This is a genomic window from Serratia myotis, from assembly GCF_027474885.1.
GTDB lineage: Bacteria > Pseudomonadota > Gammaproteobacteria > Enterobacterales > Enterobacteriaceae > Serratia > Serratia proteamaculans.
Genome location: NZ_CP099707.1, coordinates 120315 through 146649, shown reverse-complemented (window position 1 = coordinate 146649; position 26335 = coordinate 120315). Strand labels below are relative to the sequence as shown.

The window sequence follows — 26335 nt, the reverse complement described above, 5'->3', positions numbered from 1 at the left end:
GCGCTAATAGCGCCCTTTCTTTTAACCTTCGCCTTTCGCCTTGGCCAACTGAGCACGAATATTGGCCAGGTGGCTCTGCCCTTTTTGCATCCGTTCTTGCGGGCTAACCACTTTGCGTTCACTTTCCCACGCCAGATCATCCTGCGGCAACTCCAGCAAGAAACGGCTCGGTTCCGGCCGTACCAGCTCGCCATACTGGCGACGTTCGCGACACAGGGTAAAAATCAGCTCTTTTTGGGCACGGGTGATCCCCACATAGGCCAGACGCCGCTCTTCATCGACGTTATCCTCGTCAATGCTGCTCTGATGCGGCAGTAACCCCTCCTCCATCCCCACCAGGAACACATAGGGAAACTCCAGCCCTTTGGAGGCATGCAATGTCATCAACTGAACCTGGTCCAGTTCTTCATCGCTCTCACCACGTTCCATCATGTCACGCAGGGTAAAGCGGGTTACCACCTGGGTCAGCGTCATCGGCTCATCCAGCTCGCTGCCTTCCAGCATTTCCGTCATCCAGCCGAACAGCGTATTGACGTTTTTCATCCTCATTTCGGCGGCTTTCGGGCTGGGTGAGGTTTCAAACAGCCAACTTTCGTAATCGACGCCGTGGATCAGATCACGCACTGCGGCTATAGGTTCACGCTCCGCCAGTTGGGCAATGCCGTCCAGCCAGTGAGTGAAGCGCTGCAGTGATTCTAATCCGCGACCAGTCAGGTGCTGGCTCAGGCCGAGATCGAAACTGGCACGGAACAGGCTTTTGTTACGCTGGTTTGCCCATTCACCCAGTTTTTGCAACGTCGCCGGGCCGATCTCACGCTTTGGCGTGTTAACGATACGCAGGAACGCGCTGTCATCATCCTGGTTGGTCAGAACGCGCAGGTAGGCCAGCAGATCCTTGATTTCCGGCCGCGAGAAAAACGAGGTGCCGCCGGAGATTTTGTAAGGGATGCGGTTTTGCATCAGCATTTTTTCAAACAGCCGCGACTGATGGTTGCCGCGATAGAGGATCGCATAATCGCCGTAGTTGGTTTTCTTCACGAAGTGATGGGCAATCAGTTCCCCCACTACGCGCTCGGCCTCGTGATCCTCATTATTGGCGGTCACCACTTTCAGCTCTTCGCCGTAGCCCAGCTCGGAAAATAGCCGTTTTTCAAACACGTGCGGGTTATTGGCGATCAAGATATTCGCCGCCTTCAGGATACGCTCGCTGGAACGGTAGTTCTGCTCCAGCTTAATCACCTGCAGTGCCGGAAAGTCTTCCTTCAACAGCACCAGGTTCTGTGGGCGCGCCCCACGCCAGGAGTAAATCGACTGATCATCGTCCCCGACCACGGTAAAGCGCGCACGGTTGCCCACCAACAGTTTCACCAGTTCGTACTGACTGGTGTTGGTATCCTGATATTCATCCACCAACAGGTAGCGGATGCGGTTTTGCCAGCGCTCACGCACTTCTTCATTGCGCTGCAGCAGTAAAGTCGGCAACAGGATTAAATCGTCGAAATCCAACACGTTACAGGCACGCATATGCGCGTGATACAGACCGTAGCAATGGGCAAACAACTTGTCGCGTTCGGAACGCGCCAGCTCCATCGCCTTCTGGGGATCGACCAGGTCATTCTTCCAGTTGGAGATGGTGGAAATCAGCTGCGCCACCAGCGTTTTATCATTCTCCAGCCATTTTTCGGTCAGCTCTTTCAACAGTGCCAACTGATCCTGGTCGTCGAACAGTGAGAAATTGGACTTCATCCCCAGCGCAACATATTCACGTTTGATGATCTCCAGCCCCAGCGTGTGGAAAGTGGAAATCAACAGCCCGCGCGCCTCTTTGCGCCCCATGGTTTGCGCCACACGCTCTTTCATCTCACGCGCGGCCTTATTGGTAAAGGTCACGGCGGCGATGTGTCGCGCCTGATAACCACAGTTGTGGATCAGGTGAGCGATTTTGTTGGTGATGACGCGCGTCTTGCCGGAACCGGCACCGGCCAGCACCAGGCAGGGCCCGGTAACGAATTCGACGGCTTGTTGTTGGCTGGGGTTTAATCGCATGGCGCTTTATTGCTCGAATTTATAACGTGGAAGAGGATTGTAGCAGAAAGCGCCGATGAGATTTAACGGGTATAATCAGCGCAATTTCTGTATCGATAAAGGCAATACCATGGCAAAGACGGCGTGCGCCCTGCACATTCTGGTAGATAACGAAAAACTGGCCGACGAACTGCTGGCCAAGCTTAAACGCGGTGTCAGCTTTGACACCCTGGCGCGCAAATACTCAACTTGCCCATCAAAACGCAACGGCGGCTCTCTGGGCGAGTTCAACAAGGGCACCATGGTGGCAGCCTTTGATAAAGCGGTGTTCAGCATTCCGCTGCTGAAGCCCTACGGCCCGGTGAAGACCCAGTTCGGCTACCACATCATCAAAGTACTGTACCGTAGCTGAGGGGGCGAGCGCCCCCTCTCTCGTTACTGTGCGCTGGTCTCTGGCGCGGGTGCGGTATCGGTGGGTTTGACTTCTTCCGATACCACCGCCGGGGCTGGGGACATAATGCCGTTATAGGTTTCCTGTAACTGCTTCATGCTCATCTCCGGCTCCCCTTTCGGCTGCATCAACACCAACGTCGCATCCTGGGATAGCTGAAGCTTCAGCTCCTGATTCAGCACCTCCAGCGTCAATCCGCTCAGGAACTCCTGACGCAGTTTTTGATACTGCTCCGGCGCGATATCCACTACGCCGCTTTGTTGCGAGCGCAAGCGCTGACTCATCAACACATCCGTATCGGTACGGGCATAGGTGGCGAACAGCTTGCTGAGTTGATCGTTTTTCTGCGCCAGCAGGGCATTAAACTCGTCCTGCGACAACCCATTGTTACGTACATTAGCCAATTCGCGAGCGATAAAGCCCAGGCTGTTGTTCAGGTTGTTATTAGGCGTGTCGAGATGGATGGCACATTGAGCACGTTGATATTGCACGCGGCAATCGAAGCCCAGATGCAGGTTCTTCTGGTCACTCTTTTCCAACACCTGCTGGAGATGCCAGAACAAGGCTTCGCGGGCCATATCGCCACGCCAATAGCGGCTCAGATTCTGTGAATCCCGGATCGGGTGCCATGGGGCATCCCACATGATCGACAGAGTATCCTGCTTCACCTGTTCGCTGATCAGGCTGACCGGCTGTGGTGGCAGTGGCGTCAGCGTTGGCATCAGGGCCGGCGTTTCACGCTTGCCTTGCAGCGGCGAAAAGGCTTTGTTGATTTGCTCGCTCAGGCTGCGGCTGTCTACCTTACCCACCACGTACAACGTCATCGCATCCGGGGTGTACCATTGTTGGTAGAATTTTTTCAGTTGATCGATATTCACCGGACGCTTCGGCGGCTGGGCTGGATCGTGCGCCAGCAGCGTCGAGCCTTTCAGGCGATAACGCCACCAGGCATCTTTCGGGTTCGGCGGGAAGGTCCCGACCGGATCAACGCTGGAATTAACCACCGCATGCACCGTATGTTCGTCGATCGCCAGCTTGCCGGTAGTGTCGGAAAGCCACGCCAGCGCTTCTTTCAGCACATCTGGGCGGTTATTCGGCAGGCTGAGATTATAAATGGTGAAGTCATAAGAGCTGATGGCCGGCGGTAAAGGCCGCTCGCTGTCCACGCTCTGTTGCCACAGTGAACGCAGCTGCGGTGGCGTAAAGCTTTCGCTACGCGCCAAAGACAGGCGCGGCAACAGATGGGCAAAGCCAATCTGTTGCGAAGACTCCACTAACGAGCCGGTGTTGACCATCAACCGCAGTTCGACGCGATCGCTCGGTCGTTGCGGCGTGTCTAATATCTGCCATGAAAACCCGTTGGCCAACGCCCCCTGCTGCCAGGCAGGATCGGGTTGTAGTGTTTCAGCCTGCACGCTGCTGTTGGCTGCAGCCAACAGCAGCCCACCTGCTATGAGATGAATTCTGGTGCCCTGCATGTGAACCCCTACTTAATGACTATCCAATTTCTTTATGCAAATGCGGATATTCCAGTTACCGGAATATTAGGCTGCGACCAACAGCCTACAAAACGCCCTGAGTTTCACAGTGGGGCGGAAAGCAGAAAGTGTACCATCGAGTTAGACCGCGCGCCTTTGCGGATGTCACTCATTAGTGTGAAAAATAATGGATAACCGAGTTTTTAATGCAAGAAATCATTACGCGGGGGGATAAAACATCACCGGTTGCGGCTGCAACCGGTGATTTGACGATAAAATCAGGCTGAAGGCAGTGTTTTATCAGCTCCTGAGCCGTGCTTGTTGGACAGGGTGTCATGCAGTTGTTTTTCATCCAACTGTTTACACCATTTTGCCACCACCACCGTGGCCACACCGTTACCGACCAGATTGGTCAGGGCGCGGGCTTCAGACATAAAGCGGTCAATACCCAGGATCAGCGCCAGACCGGCCAGCGGCAGATGGCCCACGGCGGAAATGGTCGCCGCCAGCACGATAAAGCCACTGCCGGTCACCCCTGCCGCCCCTTTAGAGGACAGCAACAGCACCACCAGCAGAGTCACCTGATGGATAACATCCATATGGGTGTTGGTCGCCTGCGCGATAAATACCGCCGCCATGGTCAGGTAGATCGAGGTGCCATCGAGGTTAAAGGAATAGCCGGTCGGAATAACCAATCCCACCACCGATTTTTTGCAGCCCAGTTTTTCCATCTTGTCGAGCATGCGTGGCAGTACCGACTCGGAAGAAGACGTCCCGAGTACGATCAACAGCTCTTCCTTTATATAGCGGACAAACTTGAAAATGCTGAAGCCGTTGGCACGGGCAATCGAGCCCAGCACCACCACCACAAACAACACACAGGTGAGATAGAAGCAGGCAATCAGTTGGCCGAGTTGCAGCAACGAGCCCACACCGTACTTACCTATGGTAAACGCCATCGCCCCGAATGCCCCCAACGGTGCCAGGCGCATAATCATATTGATGATGCCGAAGATCACGCGGGAGAAGCTTTCGATCACATTGAAGATCAGTTGGCCCTTGTCACCCAGACGATGCAGGGCAAAACCGAACAGCACGGCAAACAGCAGCACCTGCAGAATATTACCGCTGGCGAAGGCGCCGATGACGCTACCAGGGATGATGTCCAGCAAGAACGGAATGATACCTTGCTGCTGAGCCTGCTCGGCGTAGACCGCGACCGCTTTGGCATCCAGCGTGCCAGGGTCGATGTTCATCCCGGCCCCCGGTTGTACCACGTTGACGATCAGCAACCCAATCAGCAGCGCAATGGTGCTGACAATTTCAAAATAGAGCAGTGCAATCGCACCGGTGCGGCCTACGGCCTTCATGCTCTCCATACCCGCGATGCCCGTCACCACGGTACAGAAGATCACCGGAGCGATGATCATTTTAATCAGCTTAACGAATCCATCGCCCAGAGGTTTCATCTGCGCGCCAATGTCAGGGTAGAAATGGCCAAGCAGGACGCCCAGCGTTATCGCTGTCAGCACCTGAAAATAGAGGCTCTTAAAGATAGTGAGTTTCATATGAACATCCTTTGGGGGGAAGACACGCACCAGGCGGTAGTCTAGTTATCTCGCCTGTTCATCGCTTGCGCGGAAAATAACACCCACCTAACAACATGGAAATAATTTGTTGCACCACTAGATACATGTTGATACGAATTTAAGAGCTGAAACGCGCCAGCCCGAATGTAAGGCTGTAAATTACGTAAGCCTTTGTTTGCACTAATGCAAAAGAGGTAGATACCCAGTGAAGGTTTTCGGACGGGATTAACGGGCGACGCGGATGCCGCCCATGGCAAAAGGCAAGGAAGGGCCTCAGGCTGGAGGCTGGCAGAACTCGGCTTCAAACTCACTGCGCGGTAAAGGACGAGCAAACAGGAACCCCTGACCGCTATGAATACCGTGCTGCAGCAGCCAGTCACGCTGCTCGGCATTTTCGACGCCTTCGGCCATCACCGGCAACGCTAATACCTCGGAAATCGAACTGACGATGCGCACCATGGCGTCGTCCGTCGGCAGGTCCTGAATAAAGCTCTTGTCGATTTTAATCAAGTCGATTGGCAAACATTTCAATCGGTTAAGGTAATTAAGGCTGGAATATCCCATGCCAAAGTCATCCAGTGCGATGGAAAGCCCCAAATCGTGCAACTCCCGCAGCAGCGCCAGCGCACGATCGAGATCGTCAATACGCACCGTTTCGGTAATTTCCAACAGCAGCTTGCGCGGGTCAATCTGATGCTGCGCCAACAGGCTCTTCAGGTGCGGGACAAAATCCTCGTGCTTCATCTGGATCGGGGACACGTTGACTGCCAGCGGCAGCGTAATACCCCGGGTCTGCCAATCCGCAAGGATCAGGCAGGCCTCTTCCAGGACCCAGTTACCGAGCGGCACGATCACGCCGAGTTCCTCGGCTAACGGAATAACGTCTGCCGGCAGGATAAAGCTGCCGTCATACTGCTGCCAGCGCAGCAACGCCTCGGCGCCGATCACCGCGTTGGACTGCATATCGACCTGCGGCTGTAAAAACAGGGTAAAGCGGCGCTGCTCAATGGCATGCAGGATTTCACTTTCCTGCGTCAGTCGCTTCTGAGTGCGTTCCGTCAGGCTTGGTTCGAAGAACAACACCTGATTTTTGCCTTCGCGGTGCGCCGTCATCATCGCCGAGGTGGCACTGCGCAACAGCTGTTCCGCGCTCTCCCCCGAATTAAGATAATGGGCAATACCGATGCTGGCGCTTGGTCGCAACGGCATTTCCTGCAGGCTCAACGGCGCATTAATCTGCGCCATGATGCGACGCGCCAGCTGCATGGCATGGAACGGACGCTCTACGCCTTTGGCCAGAATGGCAAACTCGGTTTTGCTCAGCTGCGCCAGCACGCCGTTTTCATCGATGCACTCACGCAGCTTCTTCGCCAGCGTCAACAACAGCGCTTCACGCATTGCCGGATTAAGTACGCCGGAGGCCTCGTGCAAGGTTTCAATGCCAATAACCAGCAAATTAAAACGCTCGGGCCGCAGGCTGGAAGCGATATGCTGCTCCAGCAGGGCAGTAAACAACGCCTGATTGGGCAGCTCGGTGACCGGATGATGGGTGCTCATGCGGCTCATCTCGGCATAGGCTTTGGCCAGCCGCTGTTGATTGCGGTTGTAGTTGCGCACCAGCAGCCCCAGTTCATCGTCCTGGTGTAACACCGGCAGCATCAGTTGATGATAAGGCGCTTCTTCCTGCGAAATATTATCCAGCTCTTTAGCCATCGCGCGCAGCGGGTGCACCATCAACCGATTCATACACCAGCTAATGGAAACCGACAGGATCAGCGCCAACAGCAAATAGGTCGATAACATGGTCGACAGCATGCTGAGAATGAATTGGTACATGCGGAACGAATCGGCCTGCAGCACCAGATAAGCCAGTGGCTGCGGGTTGGCCGGCACGCGCTCCAGCGAATAGAGTGGAACGGAAATCTGGATCGGCAGTTCGAACAGGCGAGCGATCAGCGTTGGTACCGGACGTTCCGGCGGGAAATTAGCGTGTAACGCCTGGAATTCGTTCGGCAACACGATATCCGCCCGGCTCAGGATACCCACCGGCAACAGGGTATTCAGCACCCGTTTGGTTTCCGGCACGTCCATGCGCAACACGGCCTCCGCCAGCGGCTGACGGACGGAATGAGCAATATTTTCCAGTTGCTGGGCATAGTCATCCCTGCGCTGCTGCACAAAATGGAATAACTGGATCACGATAAAGATACAGATTGTCACCAGCGCTACGCCGGATACCGTTGCCATCTGTTTAATCGTTAATGAACGCCTGACCCGCAAACCTGCTCTCCGCTACTTCGGGCTGAAATAAAAAAGGGATGAATAATACCCATCCCTCGGACCGGTCTGAGTATACTCGATCGTTGACTGTTTTTATCTGGCCATACCCAGGACAAAACCAAGAAAACCGCGGGTTTCAGTCTTTTCCTAATGGGAATAAACACAGGGTAGCAAAACTACCCTGTGTCCGACACTCTGAATCTACCTGAGTTGGGTTACTTGAAATCGGCGTACGGCATCAGCGGCTGCGGCGGTAAATCCAAATCGCCTTGCCAGCCGGCCATCGAATAGCGCAGATAAATCAATGCGTGGCTTGGCGTATAGTCTTTCGCCTGCTGAATATCGAGACCGGCACCGAGGGTCCAGTGCGAGCTGAGACGGCGCTCAACAATGGCCCGCAGGGTATAACCCACGCCAGAAGAAGAGCTGCCGTCCTCTACCGCAAACTTGTCCGGCAGCGAGTCCGGGATCAACCCCTGCAGTGGATAGCGTTGCTGACTGTTGGTTTTCGAATGGGACAACGACACCGATCCACCCAACTCCCATGACCAATTTTCGGTACGCTGGCGATAATTGACCGGCACCGCCAGCGACATATATTGCTGTGGACTGTAGTAGCCCCCCTGGCCGAGAGAGTAACCGCTCAAATCCTTCTGATAATGCCACAGCATGGTGTTCAGCCCGACGGTGACGCGGCGGTTATCTTCATTGATCAGCTTGTAGTAATAACCGGCCATGAAACGCTCGCGCTGGTTATCCTCAACGTTCTTACCGGTCAACTGATGCGCACTGAGATCGGCCCAGACGCCGTGCGCCTCGCCGCGATCGTAACTGCCGCTCAGACTAACCCCGGTGGCGCGAACGCCGCCCCAGGTGGTGCCGGTATTCGGGTCTCTGGTACCGCCAAATGCCAGTAATGAGCTGGAAACCGGTCGGCGCGAAGCCGCCAGCGTCCAGCCAATGTGGTTCCAGTCATTGCTGTAGGCCAGCCCGCCGACCCAGTCGACCACTTCGAAGCCCATCGGGGTAGTACCGATATCCCCCGACCAGCGATCGTTCTGCCAACCCACCGCCACGCTGGTGCCGGTGGTTTTCTGATGCTCGTCGCCGCTACAGCCCTGAGTATTACAGGTGCCGAAGGTCTCGTAATATTTGCCGCTGCTGTCGGTGGAGAAACTGCCGGCATCCAACTGCACGGTATCGGAACGGAAAAACGCCCGCCCGTCGTACAACGGCATATCCACCTGCAGCATGGTGTCATGCGCTTTGTAATCGGAGATGCCGCCGGTGCCGCTCGAGCCCCAGTAATCGTGATCGAGCGTGACGTTAACGTCCTGCTGACGGTACAAATCCGCCGCGTCCGAGCGGATACCGCGCTTGAGCCAGTCGTCGCCTGGGTTATTGCGCGTCAAATAGGTGTAGCTGTCGTTATCCTGCGGCACGCTCGGCGCAATCCCGCTGGCCACCATCGCCTGTTTATAATCCTGTTGCGCCAGCGCCGGTTGTAATTGGTCACGTTCCAGCCTTGCCGCATCGCGGTAAATCAGCGCCTTCGACTGGCTTGCCGGCTCCGACTGGGCCGCCGTTTTCAGCCGGGTAAAGATATCGGTGGCTTTCTGCGGTTCGCCGACGGCATACCAGGCGTTTGCTTCCCGCCGCTCACTGTTGCCTGAAGGCGTCGGTTCCGACGCTTTGGTTTGCAAACCCTGGCGAGCCTCACTCAGCCTGCCCTGAGCCACATAGGCCTCAATTTCCCCCAGCCGCGCATCCGGGTTATTCGGCTCACGCGTCCGTACCCGCTGATAGTCCGCCAGTGCGGCGTCATAGTCACCCCGCGCCAGCGCCCAGTCGGCCAACTGAAGATCGATGCGGGTATCCGCCGGCTGTCGGCGCAGATAAGCCACCGCGCCCGGCTCGTCACCTGCGGCACGTAGCTGCTCGGCATGCTCCAGCGTCGCCTGCATTTTCAGTCGCTGTGCCAGTTCGCGCATATTGTCGTTCCACTGCGCGGCGGGCAAAGAATTCAACTCCGCCAGTGCCTGCCGGTCGCGATCGCTGCCGGAGAGGTACAGCGCATAGGCATAGCTCAGCTGCGGGTTGCCGCGCTGTTTTTGCGCCAGTCGCTTGAACAGGGCATCCGCCTGTTGTGGCTGCCCGGCCTGACGCAGCGTTTGCGCATAATGGTAAGTCAGCCAGACGTCATCGGGGTCCATCTGCTGGGCACGGCGGTATTTCTCCGCCGCCTGGTGCCACTGTTGCTGCTGAACCAGCTGGTCGGCCTGCTGTTTCAGCATATCGAGTTGCAAGCCTTCGAGCGTGCTGCGCAGTTTATTTTGCTGGCTGCGCGGCAGGCTGTTGAGATAGGCCAGCGCCTTCTCCGGCGACTGACGCTGATAGATATTCACCAGGCCACGCACCGCACTGCCGCTGCCCGGATCCAGCCGTAACGCCTGCTGATAAAAACGCTCGGCGGCGGCGTCATCTTTACGCGCCACCGCAACGTCACCCAGGCCGATCACGGCACTGCTGTCCGTGCTGTCGAACTGCCGCGCCTGTTGATATTTTTGCTGCGCCAACGGCAGATTGCCGGCTTTCAACGCCTTGTCACCTTCGTCGACCGCCAGCCAGTAACTGTTGCTCTTGATCAGGCTCTGCCACTTACTGCTGCCGTAGCCGCTTTTATCGGCCTGCAATGCCTGCCGGAACAGGCTCCGCGCCTGCGGGCGATTACCTGCGCGGGAATAGGCCTGCCCGAGCGCGCCCAGCACTTCGGCATCATTGGGGGACGCCGCCAGCGCTTTCTTCAGTTCAGGGATCGCAGCACGGCTGCCGCCCTTGTCGACCTGTGCCAACCCTCGCACCCGCGCCAGATAGACCGGGTCCGACAACAGCGCCTGCTGCCGGGCCAGTTCTTGCCGGGCGCTGGCCGCCTGATCGCCGGTATCAAATACCCCGAGGAAACGGTTCAGGGCCGCCACGCTTTGCGGGCTGACCGGCATGGCCTTCACTTTCTCCAGCCACAGATCGGCCGCATCTCCGCGCCCGGCTGGATCGGCCGCCACTTTCTGCAGCAAATCATAGGCCTGAGCGTCACGATCCTGACTAAACAGCATCCGCGCCAGCGACATACGCAGCGGTACGTTGCCGGAATATTGTTGATCCAGTGTCTGTAGCTGCTTTAGCGCCGCCGCTTCCTGCCCCGGCAGCCGTGCCACCAGCCGCCAGTATTCCACCGCCAGCTCAAGCGTCGGCGGATCCCCATGGAACAGAGAGTCATACTGCGCCTTCGCCTCCGGCAAACGACCAGCGGTCGCCATCAGCCGCGCCTGCTGCAGCTTTTGCCGGGTTTCCGGCTGGGTCAGCAACAGGTTCATTTCCGCCTGGCGATAGGCGCTGGACTGCGGCGCAATCTTTTTCAGCTTATCCAACTGCTGCTGTGCCAACGCCTGATTCCCCTGCCGCAAGGCCAGCCGCATGCGCGCCGAAATCACATCCGGGTTGTTCGGATCCATCAGTTCAAGCCGGTAGAGCGACTGGCGAACCAGTTCATCCTTATTACTGGCTTCACCGACGCGCACCTGCTCCAACAGCCATTGCTCCGGCGCGACGGTTTCTGCCCCCTGCGCCTGCGGCAACATTGCCAGACTTAAAGGCACCAGGCCCAGCCAGTTTATTCGGAAGTTACGCATTGGCCGCCCCAGGCGGGTTGAAGTTCACCCTGCCGATTAAAACGATAACGTTGTTGATCCCACCCCTGGCCGAACAGCGCCAGCGAGGCACTGAAATAGGCATCGTCGCCCGGCGGGTTTTGCTTAATGCGTTGGCGCTGCACCTGCAACGCCTCGGGTTGATTCGCCAGCATCGGCAGCATCGCGGCGGAGAAGCCCACCGGGCCGTCACCCGTGGTTTTACCGTTGGCAGTATCGGTTTTCTCCGGCGGTACACCTTGTTGAACGGTGAGCTGCGCCATCGGCTGCAACTGCTTGAGCAGCGCCGCCTTGTGTTGATCGTCCTCCGCCAGCATGCCGGCCCACAAATAAACCCGGATAGCATCATAACTGCCGATATTCGGTTTGACGGTGTCCGGCTGCCAGCCTTTGCCAACCTGCCACACCACCCAGTCCGGCGAGAAGCCGTGAGGGGCCGTTTCCAGCCACAACCGCTGATTGGTCTGCTGCATCGCACGCCACGGGCCGTTCAACGCGGCAAAACGCGCCAGCAGTTGCGGCGGCAGGTAGCTCGGGTTGAGCCGCCAGCGATCTTCCGCCACGAACCCCACCTTGCCCGGCAACAGCATCAGCCCCAGACCGGGGATATCCGCCACTTCTTCACGGGCAATACGCTGCAACAGCAGGGTGCCGAGGGTTTGATAGCGACGGCTGTTCCACAGGCGGCCGGCCTCCAGCAGGTTATAGGCAATCCACAGATCGGCATCGGAGGCCGAATTGCTGTCCAGCACCGTCCACTGTTTTTTATCGTCTTCACCCCACAACCAGGCGGGTAAATGGGCGCTGAGATCGCCCGCCGCCAAATTGTTTTCCGTCCACTCCAGCAGGTGGTCGAACGCCGGTCGATCGTTCGCCACCAGCGCAAAGAACAGGCCGTAACTCTGGCCTTCCGAGGTGGTGATACGGTTCGGGCTGCTCGGGTCGATCACCCGCCCCTGCTCGCTGATATAAAACTGTTTGTACTGTTGCCAGGCCGGCCACTCGCAGGCCGCCGCCGCGCTGAAAGCGCACAGCAGCAGCATGCCAAATGTCAGACCTTTCAGCGTCGCAGGCATGGCAATCAGTCCCGATCTTCAGGTGACAAACGACGACGACTGAAGGCCTTCAGACCACGCCACAGCATCAGTGCCAGGATCACCACCACCGCTACCGCGATCACCGCCAGCAATACCGGATGGGTCGACAGTGCGTGCCAGATGCGTTCCCACCACGGCAGGTGACCGACATAATAAACGTCGCCCACTCGCAGGCTGTTCACCCCTGATTCCCGGATCACCGCCACCGAACCAAACACTGCCGCACGCTTGCCACTGTCCAGCAGCGCGTTGTTCAGCAGATCGTAGCCGCGCGGGCTGTCGGCCAGTAGCGCCACAATGCTGCGTTGGCTGTTAAACGGTGACTGCACACCGACTATCGCCGACATCGCACCTTCTGAGCTGATGGTGGTTTTGCTGTCCGCCCTGGTGTCTTCCGCCAGCACGTCCATGGTCGGCAGCGGCAGCTGACGTGTCGGCTGTTTCACCCAGCTTTGGGTCGCGTCCACCAGCAGGTTGATTTTTTTGTCGTCCCGCAGCTCTGGCGGGATAGTGCCGATCATCAGAATATCGGCGTCGCGTTCCTTGGCCTGTGACCAGTCATCACTCACCGTCACCGCCAGCGCCGGGTAACCGGTCTGGGCACCGATAATGCCCATCGCGTTCAGCAATGCACTGACCTGCGGTGGCTGTGGCTGTTTGTTCACCAGCACCAGGGTCTGCGACAAATCGGCCAGGCGGCTGAAAGGGAAACCGGCGTTGGCGAAGGCACGCAGATCCGGCATCGCCATAAAGTGGCGGTAACCAGAGAAATCAATGGTCGATGCACCGTCGATCACCGCATGGTTGGCAGTAAAGGAGTAGGTTTCACAGCGCCCTTCGGCGCCGCTGGCCAGCAGCGTGGTGTAGTCAAAGTCGAAACGCAGCTGATTGGTCGCCCCCAACCGCAGCGCCGGAATATTGACGCTCTTGTCCGAGTCGATCAGCCCCTGGGTCAGCGGCAAACGTAACAATTGAGTGCCCTGCTCATGCTCCGGCACCAGCGAATAGGCCTGCACAAACTGGTTGTTCAGGCTGACGCTCAGGCGCGAGCCGTCCTGAATACGCGGCGCGGTGTAGCGGTATTTCAGATGCATATCAATGCCGGTACTGCGGATCAGGAACAGGTCCGGCGGCAGGTTCATGGTCAGCGAGATCGGGCCGGGCTCGATGCCGCTGGTCTGCAGTTGTTCAGCGTATTGTTGCAGCTCGGCAAAGGTCATCGGCCGGTCGGTTCGCACCCAGTTAGGCGCGTCGTAGGGCTGGCGCGGTGCCAGTTGTTCCACTTTGTCGACCGTGACGTTCTGACCGCGGAACAGGATGTTGCCCTGCGCAATGCCTTTCACTGCGGTGATCAAATCGTTGTCATCGCGCCCCTGTACCAACAGCAGTTTGATGTACGGGTTATCCGGATGGCTGATCATCTCCACCGTCGGGCCATTGACCGGCGGGTAATCCCGCAGGAAGTCCGGGCGCTGCTTATTGGTGGCGAAGACGATGGCATGCTGTTCCGGCAGCTGGTTATACAACGCCGGGAACGACTGGCCACGCCACTGGGCTTTGCTGCCGAACCACGAGGCCAGAATACCTGCGGCACGCTGCTGGGTGATATCCGGCTGGCCGGCAAACACCATCGGCAAGGTCAGTGGTCGGTTGTCGCGGCTGTCAAAGAACGGCTCCGGGAAATGCGACAGTTCGTTCTTCACCGGCAAGGTTTGGTAGCGCAAATTCAACGAGCTGGATTTACTGACTTCAAGCCACAGCGTGGTACTGGCCGGGTTTTCACAAATGTTCTGGTAATGACCGACGAACACCAGTCGCACACGGTTAAAATCGGTGATATAGCGGGGATCGATCGCCATTTGGAGGCGATTGGGCTTGCCGAGCTGCTCTTTGGCCAGGGCAGTCACGCCCATCAGTTCGTCATTGAGGTACACCTTGACCTGTGATTCCACCGGGATCAAAGAGGGTGACGGAGTGAACTCAAGATCGAGCATCGCCTGCGACACCACTTCATCGCTGCGCACGCCAAACTCGACCTGACCATCCGGCCGGGTACCGCGCAGGGTGAAAGTCCCCGGCGGCGGCGCAATCTTGGCAAACGGCAATTGCACGTCACGCACCGGGGCATTCGGATCCTGCGGTGCGACCGATCCCATCGGCGTGGTGACCGGCCCATCGGCAGGCACCGTCACCGGCGGTTGTGCGGCAACGGTCGGCGCGGTGGCTGTTTCAGCCTGAGACAGGGTGCTGATGCCTAAGGCCAGGGCGGTAAACCAGGTTATTTTTCTCGTCATCGTATCATCATCAATGTTAGAGCCTGGGGGCCAGGCGAGTAAGCGGGCGGTTTGCCTATACCACTGTCTCTTTTTGGCTGAAGGCCGGAGCCCTGCCGACGCCGTGCGGGATAAATGACACTACCCACCCAATCAGCGTCGTGGTTCCGACCAGCAGGCGGCGCACCATCGGCGGTGCGTAATCCGCCATACGTATATAACCCCGGAAGCCCAGTGCCAGAACGTCACGCAGGCTTTCGATCGGTTTATCTTCAGGGAACCCGTCCTGCCACAACGCCCAGGTATCGGCGCGGGCAAAGGTACACTGAATAAAATCAATATGTTCACGGGTGCTGAGGCCGACCATGCGGATCCCCACCTTGCTGCCGAAGGCTCGCGTCACCACACACGGGAAGCTGTATTCCTGCTGACCGCGCTTGAGCAACAGCGACACCTTGTCACCGTCTTTCAGCGCATCCGCTACGCGCATCTCAATCCCCACCCCACCGTCGGAATAATCACGCAACGTGCAGGGGAACAGATGCCCGTCAGCGCGAGCGATCGCCGCCGGCATGGCAATCTCCACCCGGTGTGCCTGGCGAACCTGCTTGGCCTCTACCGCCACCGCCACTGCGCCACCGAGGATGGTCATGTTGTACAACACCCATACCAGGCTGATGACGACCGTCATGACTTCATCCGCCGGGCCGTAGCCCAGCCGCCAGACGCCGAAGACCAACCCGGCCAGATTCAAGATCACCAGGAACATATAGGGCCGGGTAATCACCCAGTCGACATGCTCCTCCTCCACCAGCCCGCCTTTGGCGGTCACGTTGAATTTGCCTTTGTGCGGATTGAACAGCGCCACCGTGGTCGGCCGGGCGATGTACCAGGCCAGCACCGTCTCGTAGATCTCGCTCCAGAAAGAGTGGCGGTATTTACCCTGAATGCGTGAGTTGGTCAGGCTGGCGTGGATCATATGCGGCAGCACATACAGCGCGATCGCCAGTGCCGGAGCAAAGATGATATAGGCGTGCAGCAGCAGGAAGGCCAATGGCGCGGTGAGGAAGATCAGCCGCGGAATACCGGACAGGAAGTGCAGCATGGCGTTGGCGTAACACAACCGCTGCGCCAGCTTCAACCCTTTGCCAAACAGCGGGTTATCCAGCCGGAAGATCTGCACCATGCCGCGAGCCCAGCGAATACGCTGGCCAATGTGCGCCGACAGGCTTTCGGTCGCCAGCCCCGCAGCCTGTGGGATACGAATATAGGCCGAGGTGTGGCCGCGACGGTGTAAACGCAGTGAGGTGTGGGCATCTTCGGTGACGGTTTCCACCGCAATACCGCCAATTTCATCCAGCGCGCTGCGGCGCAGAATGGCGCAGGAGCCGCAGAAGAAGGTCGCATCCCACATGTCATTGCCGTCCTGCACCAACCCATAGAACAGCGTGCCTTCGTTCGGTGTCTGACGAAAACGCCCGAGGTTGCGTTCAAACGGATCCGGCGAGAAGAAATGATGCGGGGTCTGCAGCATCGCCAGCTTTTTGTCTTTGAAGAACCAGCCCATGGTCAGTTGCAGGAAGGAACGCGTCGGCACGTGGTCGCAGTCGAAAATCGCCACAAACTCGCCGGTCGCCTGTTTCAACGCGTTATTGATGTTACCGGCCTTGGCGTGCTCATGGGTGGGCCTGGCGATATATTTCACCCCCACCTCTTCGGCGAAAGCCTTGAATTCAGGTCGGTTGCCGTCGTCGAGGATGTAAATGGTCACCTTCTCTTTCGGCCAGTCGATACCCAACGCGGCGTAGATGGTGGGTTTCACCACCCCGAGGTCTTCATTGTAGGTGGGCACCAGCAGATCAATGGTCGGCCAGGTCGTGCTGTCGGCGGGCATCGGTACCGGTTGGCGGTTAAGCGGCCAGACGGTCTGGAAATAGCCCAGCACCAGCACCACCCAGGCATAGGTTTCCGCCACCAGCAGCAGCAGGCCGCAGGTCAGGCTGAGCGGGTCGTCCCAGTTCAGCGTGGCGGTATAACGCCACCACAAATAGCGGCAGGAGACGGTCAGCGACAGCACAATCAACATCAGCGCCGGCAGACGGCCCGGCACCCGACGCACCACCATCGCGATGCCCCACAGCAACAGCACAAACACAAACTGCGCCGACAGGTCGAACGGCTGCGAAATACACAGGATCGCCAGGATCGCCGCCAGAACACCGACAATAATAAACAGCACGCGACGCAGGCGCCGGTTCATCCGGCTCAGTCGTGCCACCGAACGCTGCTCCAGCCCGGCGCTTTCCAGCCGCTGCGGCACCGTTTTCAGCCAGTTGGCATAGCGCAATTGCAGCCGCTGCCAGCCGGCGAAATAATTGCGGCCCAGAGGTTCGCGGTCGGTACGGAACACCAACAGCCACACCCCCTGCACCAGATAGCGCAGCACATCCGCCGGGCGTGGGCGACTAAACGACAGATGCGGGAACCAATAGGCGCGACCGGCTCGCAGCCGTTGCCAACCGGGGGATTCAAAGCGCAGGAAAATCCAGCCCAACGCCACCAGCAGCGTGGTGAAAAAGGCGGTAAATGCCGATGAGCCATGGCGACGGTAGGCGCGATAACGCGTCTGCACCGCCTGTTGGACCGGTGGTACCAGCAGCAGGCTCATGGTGCCGTATCCTTCAGATTGATCAAACACCAGTTGGCCAGCGTCAGCACTTCATCCGCCGCCAGGCTTTCCGGTCGGTACTCGCCCAGGGGTTGCTTCACCGCCAATGCTTCGGCCATCGCCTCATCGCGGTGTATAACCACCGGCAATAACCCGCCCAGCGTTTGCAACCACAGCTGATGCAAATCCTGCTGTAGCTGGCTGGCGGCGAAGTAGTGGTTAATCAGGAAACGGCAGTCGTCCGGTAACGCCTGTTGATGCAGCCGCACCTGGCAATTGGCATCCGGCGCGATCAGCATAAACACACAATCCGCCAGCGGCAGCGCCTGTTGGGCCAGCACCTCGTCATCCGCAGGCAGATCCAGCAGGATCCAGTTGTACTGGGTACTGGCGCTTAGCTGCACCAGATTATCCTGCCAGCGGGCGGGATGTTGCTGACAATGCTGTTGTAAATTTAACCGTTCCGGCGCAGTGAGTCGGCCAAAAGGCAGAAAGTCGAGGTTTTCGCAGTAGCGCATCGCGCCCTGCCGCCAATCGCCGCCGTCCTGCTCTGCCCGGGCCCAGCCGCGCGCCAGCTCAAACGGCGTATTAAAATGCAGGCGCAGTAAGTTATCCGGCGCGAAATCTATCGCCAGCACCGACTCGCCCAACTGCTGTAATGCCCACGCCAGCGCCGCAGTGACCGACGTCGCGCCCATTCCGCCTCGCAAACCCTGCAGCGCAATCACCGGCATAAATTAGCGACTCCCCGTGGTCTGCACCAGTTCGGCCAGCAGCGGCCAGCGCGTCATCATCTGCGTTAAACGCTCCTGACGCGAAATATCGATATAACTTAATTTTGGTAAAGAAAAGGCATGGCTGAGGGCCAGTAGATCATCCTGTGTTTCTGGCGGTACTACTGCATGAAAGCGCGTTAATTGATTATTCATTCTGCCGCCTTTAAAAATAGGCTAATGTTAATTAACTATAGCAACGTAATAAAAAGACATGGCCAATAAGATGATTCCTAAGAGATATTATTACACAGAATGTAAGATTTGTTATTATTGATCCCAATGATAGTATGACTGAATAGCAAGACTCATTTGGCCGCGACGACACTTTCAACGAAAGTAGAAACATAACCTATGGCGCAATCTTTCTCATTAGGTATTCGGCAGATTTGGGAAGAACTGTCTGTCATGCAGGCTCCGGGTCTGTATTGGGTGAATATCGACCGTCAAACCGATGCTAACCTGCTCTGCCAACAAACTTTAGCTGCCCAGGCCGCAACCAGCCAGGTCGCTTTGATTTGCAGCGGAGAAAAACCCGATCGGCTGCTGGCTGAGCTCGCCTCCCCTGCCCTGAAAAAAATTCCGCTGTATCAGCTACCGGAAAAAAAAGCTGCGCTGACGCATTTCAGCGACGACCTGATGCGCGCCTTAAAACCGCAAAACCGCTTGTTAATCCTGTTGGCCCACGCCAGCCTGTGGCAAACCTTCACCAGTGAAGAACTGCGTGACTGGACCCGCGCTACCGGTGCCTGGTTGCGCCGACAAGGCTGCACGCTGCTGATCCTCAGCCACGGCAGCGGCGTCAACAAACTCAAGGGGCAGCTCAGCGCCCAACACCGGATCCTTAACGGCCTGTCCAGCCTGCAATGGCAGCAGGACAGCGCCCAGTATCTGGTCAACTGGTGGAGTACCGAAAACGGCATCAACGCCAACCAACTGCTGACGCTGTATGTCGGTGAGCACGGCTGGCAGGGTGACGATGACAACAAACCCTCCCCGACCGCTATCCGCAGCGACGAGGGCCTGTATCTGGCCCAGCAGAGTATTCTGGAAGGCGCCCCCCCGCTGTCGGCCAACTGGCAGCTGCTGGAAAGCAACGCGCTGCTGGCGCAGCATGGCATGCTGACACTCTCGGCAACGTTGATTTTTGCGCTATACCAGAGCGACGAAATCGATGCACTGGCCCACCAAATTCACAGCCTGCGCCGCCAGCGCGGTAACGGACTGAAAATCGTCGTGCGCGAGATGAGCGCCAGTCTGCGTTACAGCGACGAACGCCTGCTGCTGGCCTGCGGCGCCAACCTGATTGTGCCGCACGTGGCGCCGCTGTCGCGCTTTCTGACCATGCTTGAAGGCATCCAGGGGCAACGCTTCTCACGCCACGTTCCGGCAGATATCGATACCCTGCTGGCCGGGCTGCGTCCATTGCAACTGAAGGGCTATATGCGGCCGGAGGATTTCAGCCAGGCGGTCATTTCGCTGATGGGCAACACGCTGCTGCCGGAAGACGGCAAAGGCGTGATGGTCGCACTGCGCCCGGCTCCAGGACTGCGTGCCGAACAGGCGATGACCCTGTGTTTTTTGCGCCGCTTCGGCGACGTGATGACCGTGGTGCAAGGCCGGCTGGTGCTGTTCCTTTCTACCTGCCGGATTAACGATCTGGATACCGCCCTGAAATTTATCTTCCGCCTGCCGGTGGACGAAGCTTTCAGTAACCGGGTGGTGTGGCACCAGGACGTGGACATTATTTCAGAAATCAAACGGCTGGCGCACAACGCCCCGGTTCCGTTGGCGGCAGCAACCGCCCCGGCGACGCCACGCCAGACCGCCGCCGAGGCCGACAGCCCGCCGGAGCGCCGTCAGCCGGTGGCCTTCACGCTCACCACCGCGACGCAGGAGAGCAAGCATGCTGAATCTTAACGATATTGTGCAGTTGATTATCCTGTGCGCGCTTATTTTCATTCCACTGGGCTATGCCTTTCACCGGCGTTTCCCGCGCTGGCGTCAATACTGGCAAAACCTGTTGTTATCACCGCGCTATTTAAAATCCGTCGGGTTATGGGTGCGCGAAGGTTCTTCATCTCAGATTAAACGTAAGAAGCAGCCATGAAGCCAACAAACACCCCGCAATCCGACAACTCCCTGTGGCGCTACTGGCGTGGGCTGGGCGGCTGGAACTACTACTTCCTGGCCAAGTTTGCCCTGCTGTGGTTCGGTTACCTGAACTTCCATGCGCTGCCAAACCTGGTGTTCATGGCGTTTCTGTTGATGCCGATACCGGCACTGCGCGTGCACCGTTGGCGCCATTACGTGGCGATCCCGATAGGTATCGCGCTGTTCTATCACGACACCTGGCTGCCCGGTATCAACAGCATTATGAGTCAGGGTTCGCAACTGACCGGCTTCAGTGCCCAGTATCTGCTGGAGCTGACCAACCGCTTTATCAACTGGCAGATGATCGGCGCCGCCTTTGTGATGCTGATTGCCTATCTGTTTTTGGCCCAGTGGGTGCGGGTGACGGTATTCACCGTCGCTGCGCTGGTGTGGCTGAATCTGGTCAATATTGCCGGTCCGGCGGTGTCACTGCTGCCGGCCAGCACCACCGCCTCCACCAGCAGCAGCACGCCGGCAACGACAGCCCCGGCGGCTGGCGGTGATAGCGCTCCGGCGGACAGCGCGCCGCCCACCAGCGCCAACCTGACGGCCTATCTGAACCAGTTCTACGATAAGGAAAAATCCCGCGCCACCGCTTTCCCGGCCAGCCTGCCTGCCGATGCTCAACCGTTCGACCTGCTGGTGATCAATATCTGTTCGCTGGCCTGGGCTGACATGGATGCGGTGAAACTGGAAAACCACCCGCTGTGGTCGAAGATGGACATTATGTTCGACAACTTCAACTCGGCAACCGCCTACAGCGGCCCGGCGGCAATCCGTTTGCTGCGTGCCAGCTGCGGCCAGCCCTCGCACCACGACCTGTATCAACCGGTGAACCAGCAGTGCTATCTGTTTGATAATCTGGCCAAGCTGGGCTTCAAAGAACAGCTGATGCTGGATCACTCCGGCGTGTTCGGCAACTTCCTGAAAGAGCTGCGCGAACAGGGTGATATGCAGGCACCACTGATGTCTCAGGCCGGTATCGGCAATGAGCTGGCGTCGTTTGACGGCGAGCCGATCTACAACGATCTGGAACTGCTCACCCGCTGGTTGAGCCAGCAGCAGAAGGGCGGTGATACCCGCAGCGCCACCTTCTTCAACATCATTCCGCTGCATGACGGTAACCGTTTCGTTGGTTCAAACAAGAGTGCGGACTATCAGCCACGGGCGCAGAAGCTGTTCGACCAGTTGAATACCTTCCTTGATCAACTGGAGAAGTCCGGGCGCAAGGTGATGGTGGTGATTGTGCCGGAGCACGGCGCAGCCCTGGTGGGTGACAAAATGCAGATGTCCGGCCTGCGGGATATTCCAAGCCCGAACATTACCCATACCCCGGTGGGCATCAAACTGGTGGGCATGAAAGCGCCACATCAGGGTAGCCCGCTGCAGATTAAGACGCCGAGCAGCTACCTGGCGCTGTCCGATCTGGTCTCGCGCCTGGTCGACGGCAAGGCGTTTACCGCACCGAGCGTAGACTGGCAGGCATTGACGCAGAACCTGCCGCAGACGGCGGTCATTTCAGAAAATGACAACGCCATCGTGATGCAGTATCAGGGCAAGCCCTACATCCGTTTGAACGGCGGTGATTGGGTGCCTTACCCACAGTAAACATGCCTAAGAATATTCCCTTTAATACTCAGCACGCCTTCGGGCGTGCTTTTTTATAGCCGCTATTAAGCAACGTAAAATTAATGGATTCATTTATTATGATCATGCGAAGATTCCTAATGAATGGCTATTTCGTCAGGATTTCGTTGAGAGAAATAAGCGCCATTAATACAGATTGGCTTTTGACTAAATAATCTAATTAATAACCCCTTGGATTAAATCAAAAAAAATGCCGGCGTAGATGCCGGCATTGATATTAATAGTCATTGATAACAAAGTTATGCCGCAGGATTTTCATCCTGATCGACCGCAAAGCAGGCCACCATCTGGTCGCCGTATTGCTTCAACTGAGGCTGCAACTGGGTGCATGGCCCAAAAGCACGACGGCAGCGGGCATTGAATGCACAGCCCGGCGGCGGGTTCATCGGGCTCGGCAGCTCGCCGGTCAGCTTGATACGTTCACGGCGCATATCCGGATTCAGACGCGGCGTCGCGGACAACAGCGCCTGGGTATACGGATGACGCGGATTGTTGAAAATCGCGTCTTTACTGCCCTTCTCCACGCAGCGGCCGAGGTACATCACCATCACTTCGTCGGCGATATGCTCCACCACCGACAAATCGTGCGAGATGAACACATAGGACAGCCCCAGATCCTGCTGCAGATCCATCATCAGATTCAGTACCTGCGCCCGCACCGAGACATCGAGGGCGGAGACCGGTTCATCGGCAATCACCACGTCCGGGTTGAGCATCAGGCCACGGGCGATAGCGATACGCTGGCGTTGACCGCCGGAAAACATATGCGGATAGCGATCGTAATGTTCGGTTTTCAGGCCGACTTTGGCCATCATTTCCAACGCTTTCTCACGACGCTGTGCACTGTTCAACCCGGTATTGATCTGCAACGGCTCCTCGAGGATCTGCCCGACCTTTTTACGTGGGTTGAGCGATCCGTAAGGATTCTGGAACACAATCTGGATCTTCTGACGCCGCAGCTTCTCAGCGGTGACGTCCGGCTTCAGCAAATCCTGTCCCTGGTAGTACAACTCACCGCCGGTCGGCACTTCAATCATTGTCAGCAGGCGGCCCAGCGTCGACTTGCCGCAGCCGGACTCGCCCACCACCGCCAGCGTTTTGCCACGCTCAAGGGTGAAAGAGACGCCATCCAGTGCTTTAACCAGCCGTTCCGGGGCAAAGATGCCCTTCTTGACCGGGTAGTGTTTCTTCAGGTCAATCGCCTGCAATAAGGGTTGGTTCTGGCTCATACGGTCGGCCTCCCCGCATCATCCAGCGGTGTGTGACATTTAACCTGGCGGCCGGGAATAGTGCGTAATTCCGGCTCTTCAGTACGGCAGCGCTCATTGGCATACGGACAACGCGGGTTGAGCAAACAACCGCTTGGGCGGTCATATTTGCCCGGTACCACGCCCGGCAGCGAAGCCAGGCGTGCCTTGTCGGCAGCGAATTCGGGCAGCGCACGCAGTAACGCCTGAGTATAAGGGTGACGTGGCGCACGGAAGATCTCCGATGCCTTGCCGGATTCCACCACCTGACCGGCATACATCACGATGATGTGATGCGCCGCCTCGGACACCAGCGCCAGATCGTGGGTGATCAGCAACAGCGCCATATTTTCCCGCTGCTGCAACTCCAGCAGCAGTTCGATAATTTGCGCCTGGATGGTTACGTCGAGTGCGGTGGTCGGCTCATCGGCAATCAACAGCTTTGGCCGACAGGCAATCGCCATGGCGATCATCACGCGTTGGCTCATACCACCGGACAGCTGGTGCGGGTACACGTCCAGCCGCGAGGCCGGATCGGGGATGCCTACCTGCGTCAGCAGGTCGATAGCCCGCTGACGACGGGTACGACGGTTGCCGCCCTGATGCACCTTCAACGCTTCCATAATCTGGAAACCGACGGTGTAACACGGGTTCAGGCTGGTCATCGGATCCTGGAAAATCATCGCCACTTCCGAGCCCACCAGTTGGCGGCGCTCTTTTTCGGAAATTTTGCGCAGATCCTGGCCGTTAAACTCCAGCTTGTCGGCCATCACCTTACCGGGGAAGTCGATCAGCCCCATGATCGCCAACGAGCTGACAGACTTGCCGGAGCCGGATTCACCGACGATACCCACTACCTGGCCCTGCTCCACGCTGTAACTGATTCGGTCTACCGCGCGGAAAGGGGTGCCTTCGTCACCGAAGTGCACCGAAAGCTTGTCTACATTTAATAACGCCATCTCTCTCGTCCTCTGTTACTGCTTGAGTTTGGGGTCGAGAGCATCACGCAAGCCGTCCCCCATCAGGTTAAATGCCAGCACCGTCAGCAGGATCGCCACACCGGGGAAGGTCACAACCCACCAGGCGCTTTGTGCGAACTGCAACACGTCGGAGAGCATGGTGCCCCACTCCGGCGTAGGCGGCTGTGCACCCATACCCAGGAAGCCGAGAGCGGCCATATCCAGGATAGCGTTCGAGAAGCCAAGAGAAGCCTGGACGATCAGCGGTGCCAGGCAGTTTGGCAGGATATTGATAAACATTTGGCGCATCGCACCGGCACCCGCCACGCGTGAAGCGGTGACGTAGTCGCGGTTCACTTCCACCAGGACTGCGGCACGGGTCAGACGCACATAGTGCGGCAAGGCAACGAAGGTTAGCGCCAGGGAAGCATTGACGATCGACGGACCGAAAATCGCCACCAATACCAATGCCAGCAACAGGCTTGGCAACGCCAGCATGATGTCGACGATACGCATGATGATCGCATCCACCACACCGCCGAAGTAGCCGGCCAGCAGACCCAGTACCACACCCATGATCAGCGACAGCACCACCACCAGACAGCCTACCAACAGCGACAGTCGCGCACCGTACATCAGGCGCGACAGGACATCGCGGCCAACGTCATCGGTACCCAGCAGATATTGCCAACTGCCGCCTTCCTGCCAGACCGGTGGCCTGAGCAGCGCGTCGCGGAACTGATCCGCAGGTGCATGCGGTGCCAGCACCCCGGCCCCGATGGCAATCACAAACATCAGAACGATATATACCAGGCCAACAACGGCCCCTTTATTGCGCTTGAAATAGTGCCAGAACTCCTGCAATGGGCTCATTGGCTTCGGCGCACCTTTAACAACAGACTCAGTGACTTGAGACATTAGAGCGCCCCTTATTTCTTGTGGCGAATACGCGGGTTGACCACGCCGTAGAGCACGTCTACCAGCAGGTTAACCAGAATAATCATACAGGCGACCAGCAACACGCCGCCCTGAACAACCGGATAGTCACGACGTTGCAGCGCGTCCATCAGCCAGCGCCCCAGGCCCGGCCAGGAGAAGATGGTTTCGGTCAGGATCGCACCGGCCAGCATGGTGCCGACCTGCAGGCCGATCACCGTGACGACCGGCAGCAAAGCGTTACGCAACGCATGCACCACAATCACCCGCATGCGGCTCACGCCCTTGGCGCGCGCAGTACGGATGTAATCTTCGCCCAACACTTCCAGCATCGAGGAGCGCGTCATACGCACGATCACCGCCAGCGGGATGGTACCCAGCACGATGGCCGGCAGGATCATATGCATCACCGCGTCAACGAAGTCGCCCGGCTCGCCCCAGATCAGGGTGTCGATCAGCATAAAACCCGTCAGCGGCAGACTATCGTCAAGGAACACCGTATCGCTGACCCGCCCCGAGACTGGCGTCAGATTGAGCTGCACCGAGACCAGCATGATCAGCATCATGCCCCACCAGAAGATCGGCATCGAGTAGCCGGTCAGTGAAATGCCGACCGCGGTATGATCGAAGACTGAGCCTCGCCTGACCGCCGCCAGCACCCCAACCGGAATGCCCACCAGCACGGCGAAAATCATCGCACAGAGGCCCAGTTCCAGAGTGGCCTTGAAGCGGGGAACAAACTCTTCCCACACGGAGATACGGCTTTTAAGGGAAGTACCCAGATCGCCATGCAACACGTTGGATACGTAGGTGAAATATTGTTGATAGAGCGGTTTATCCAGCCCCATTTCCGCCATCAGGTGTGCATGGCGTTCTGCGGAGATCCCGCGTTCCCCGGCCATGATGGTCACCGGGTCACCGGGGATCATATGGACGAATGCAAAAGTCAGCAAAGTAATGCCGATAAACGTTGGGATAACTAACCCCAAACGTCGGAGTATGAACTGCAACATATCCCGAACTCTCTGTATCAATGCCCGGCAGCTCATCG

Annotated in this window: 18 protein-coding genes; 4 read left to right on the top strand and 14 right to left on the bottom strand. The window is 57.8% G+C overall.

Going from position 1 to position 26335, the window contains the following annotated elements; translation table 11 throughout:
• Positions 1-21 precede the first annotated feature (21 nt).
• The gene (gene rep, locus NHG65_RS00625) at positions 22-2046 is read right to left on the bottom strand and encodes a DNA helicase Rep (RefSeq protein WP_099062197.1); all 2025 of its coding nucleotides are present in this window, start codon (positions 2044-2046) and stop codon (positions 22-24) included.
• Positions 2047-2155: 109 nt separating this feature from the next.
• On the opposite strand from rep, the gene ppiC reads away from it, so the two are divergent.
• Positions 2156-2437: a peptidylprolyl isomerase PpiC gene (gene ppiC, locus NHG65_RS00620; protein ID WP_017891252.1), complete on the top strand. Its 282-nt coding sequence runs from the start codon at positions 2156-2158 to the stop codon at positions 2435-2437.
• Positions 2438-2460: 23 nt separating this feature from the next.
• Here ppiC and NHG65_RS00615 read toward each other — a convergent pair whose 3' ends face one another.
• The 9 genes from NHG65_RS00615 to bcsR form a co-directional block, all read right to left on the bottom strand.
• A complete protein-coding gene (locus tag NHG65_RS00615) occupies positions 2461-3954 on the bottom strand; it encodes a M16 family metallopeptidase (RefSeq protein WP_112349383.1) in 1494 nt (497 codons plus the stop codon).
• 278 nt (positions 3955-4232) lie between these two features.
• Positions 4233-5522, bottom strand: a complete 1290-nt coding sequence (locus NHG65_RS00610; protein WP_085115759.1) for a dicarboxylate/amino acid:cation symporter — start codon at positions 5520-5522, stop codon at positions 4233-4235.
• Between the two features lie 294 nt (positions 5523-5816).
• Positions 5817-7823, bottom strand: a complete 2007-nt coding sequence (gene hmsP, locus NHG65_RS00605) for a biofilm formation regulator HmsP (protein ID WP_499182833.1) — start codon at positions 7821-7823, stop codon at positions 5817-5819.
• 215 nt (positions 7824-8038) lie between these two features.
• Positions 8039-11512 carry a cellulose synthase complex outer membrane protein BcsC gene (gene bcsC, locus NHG65_RS00600; protein WP_499182832.1) on the bottom strand — a complete coding sequence of 1158 codons (3474 nt, stop codon included), beginning with the start codon at positions 11510-11512 and terminating at the stop codon, positions 8039-8041.
• On the bottom strand, positions 11494-12606 hold the full coding sequence (gene bcsZ / locus NHG65_RS00595) for a cellulose synthase complex periplasmic endoglucanase BcsZ (RefSeq protein WP_219015086.1): 1113 nt from the start codon (positions 12604-12606) through the stop codon (positions 11494-11496). Before bcsZ ends, bcsC begins: the two co-directional genes overlap by 19 nt.
• A 5-nt stretch (positions 12607-12611) precedes the next feature.
• On the bottom strand, positions 12612-14921 hold the full coding sequence (gene bcsB / locus NHG65_RS00590; protein WP_219015085.1) for a cellulose biosynthesis cyclic di-GMP-binding regulatory protein BcsB: 2310 nt from the start codon (positions 14919-14921) through the stop codon (positions 12612-12614).
• 55 nt (positions 14922-14976) lie between these two features.
• Complete coding sequence (gene bcsA / locus NHG65_RS00585; RefSeq protein ID WP_207978606.1) at positions 14977-17568, bottom strand: UDP-forming cellulose synthase catalytic subunit; 2592 nt, start codon at positions 17566-17568, stop codon at positions 14977-14979.
• Positions 17565-18302 carry a cellulose biosynthesis protein BcsQ gene (gene bcsQ / locus NHG65_RS00580; RefSeq protein WP_099062204.1) on the bottom strand — a complete coding sequence of 246 codons (738 nt, stop codon included), beginning with the start codon at positions 18300-18302 and terminating at the stop codon, positions 17565-17567. The genes bcsA and bcsQ overlap by 4 nt, the downstream gene beginning before the upstream one ends.
• Positions 18303-18305: 3 nt before the next feature.
• The gene (gene bcsR / locus NHG65_RS00575; protein WP_099062205.1) at positions 18306-18497 is read right to left on the bottom strand and encodes a cellulose biosynthesis protein BcsR; all 192 of its coding nucleotides are present in this window, start codon (positions 18495-18497) and stop codon (positions 18306-18308) included.
• Between the two features lie 198 nt (positions 18498-18695).
• On the opposite strand from bcsR, the gene bcsE reads away from it, so the two are divergent.
• From bcsE to bcsG, 3 genes are read left to right on the top strand one after another with little or no spacing between them, the layout of a single operon-like run.
• Complete coding sequence (gene bcsE, locus NHG65_RS00570) at positions 18696-20261, top strand: cellulose biosynthesis protein BcsE (protein ID WP_261417844.1); 1566 nt, start codon at positions 18696-18698, stop codon at positions 20259-20261.
• Positions 20248-20451: a cellulose biosynthesis protein BcsF gene (bcsF, locus tag NHG65_RS00565; RefSeq protein WP_085115751.1), complete on the top strand. Its 204-nt coding sequence runs from the start codon at positions 20248-20250 to the stop codon at positions 20449-20451. The genes bcsE and bcsF overlap by 14 nt, the downstream gene beginning before the upstream one ends.
• Entirely contained in the window at positions 20448-22103 is a 1656-nt protein-coding gene (gene bcsG, locus NHG65_RS00560; protein ID WP_261428202.1) for a cellulose biosynthesis protein BcsG, read from the top strand. Before bcsF ends, bcsG begins: the two co-directional genes overlap by 4 nt.
• Before the next feature lie 278 nt (positions 22104-22381).
• Here bcsG and dppF read toward each other — a convergent pair whose 3' ends face one another.
• The 4 genes from dppF to dppB are packed head-to-tail and all read right to left on the bottom strand — an operon-like array spanning position 22382 to position 26297.
• Positions 22382-23371, bottom strand: a complete 990-nt coding sequence (gene dppF, locus NHG65_RS00555) for a dipeptide ABC transporter ATP-binding subunit DppF (protein WP_099062207.1) — start codon at positions 23369-23371, stop codon at positions 22382-22384.
• Positions 23368-24348: a dipeptide ABC transporter ATP-binding protein gene (gene dppD, locus NHG65_RS00550; RefSeq protein WP_099062208.1), complete on the bottom strand. Its 981-nt coding sequence runs from the start codon at positions 24346-24348 to the stop codon at positions 23368-23370. Before dppD ends, dppF begins: the two co-directional genes overlap by 4 nt.
• A gap of 15 nt (positions 24349-24363) precedes the next feature.
• Complete coding sequence (gene dppC / locus NHG65_RS00545) at positions 24364-25266, bottom strand: dipeptide ABC transporter permease DppC (RefSeq protein WP_099062209.1); 903 nt, start codon at positions 25264-25266, stop codon at positions 24364-24366.
• Positions 25267-25277: 11 nt separating this feature from the next.
• Positions 25278-26297 carry a dipeptide ABC transporter permease DppB gene (gene dppB, locus NHG65_RS00540; protein ID WP_099062210.1) on the bottom strand — a complete coding sequence of 340 codons (1020 nt, stop codon included), beginning with the start codon at positions 26295-26297 and terminating at the stop codon, positions 25278-25280.
• Positions 26298-26335: the final 38 nt, after the last annotated feature.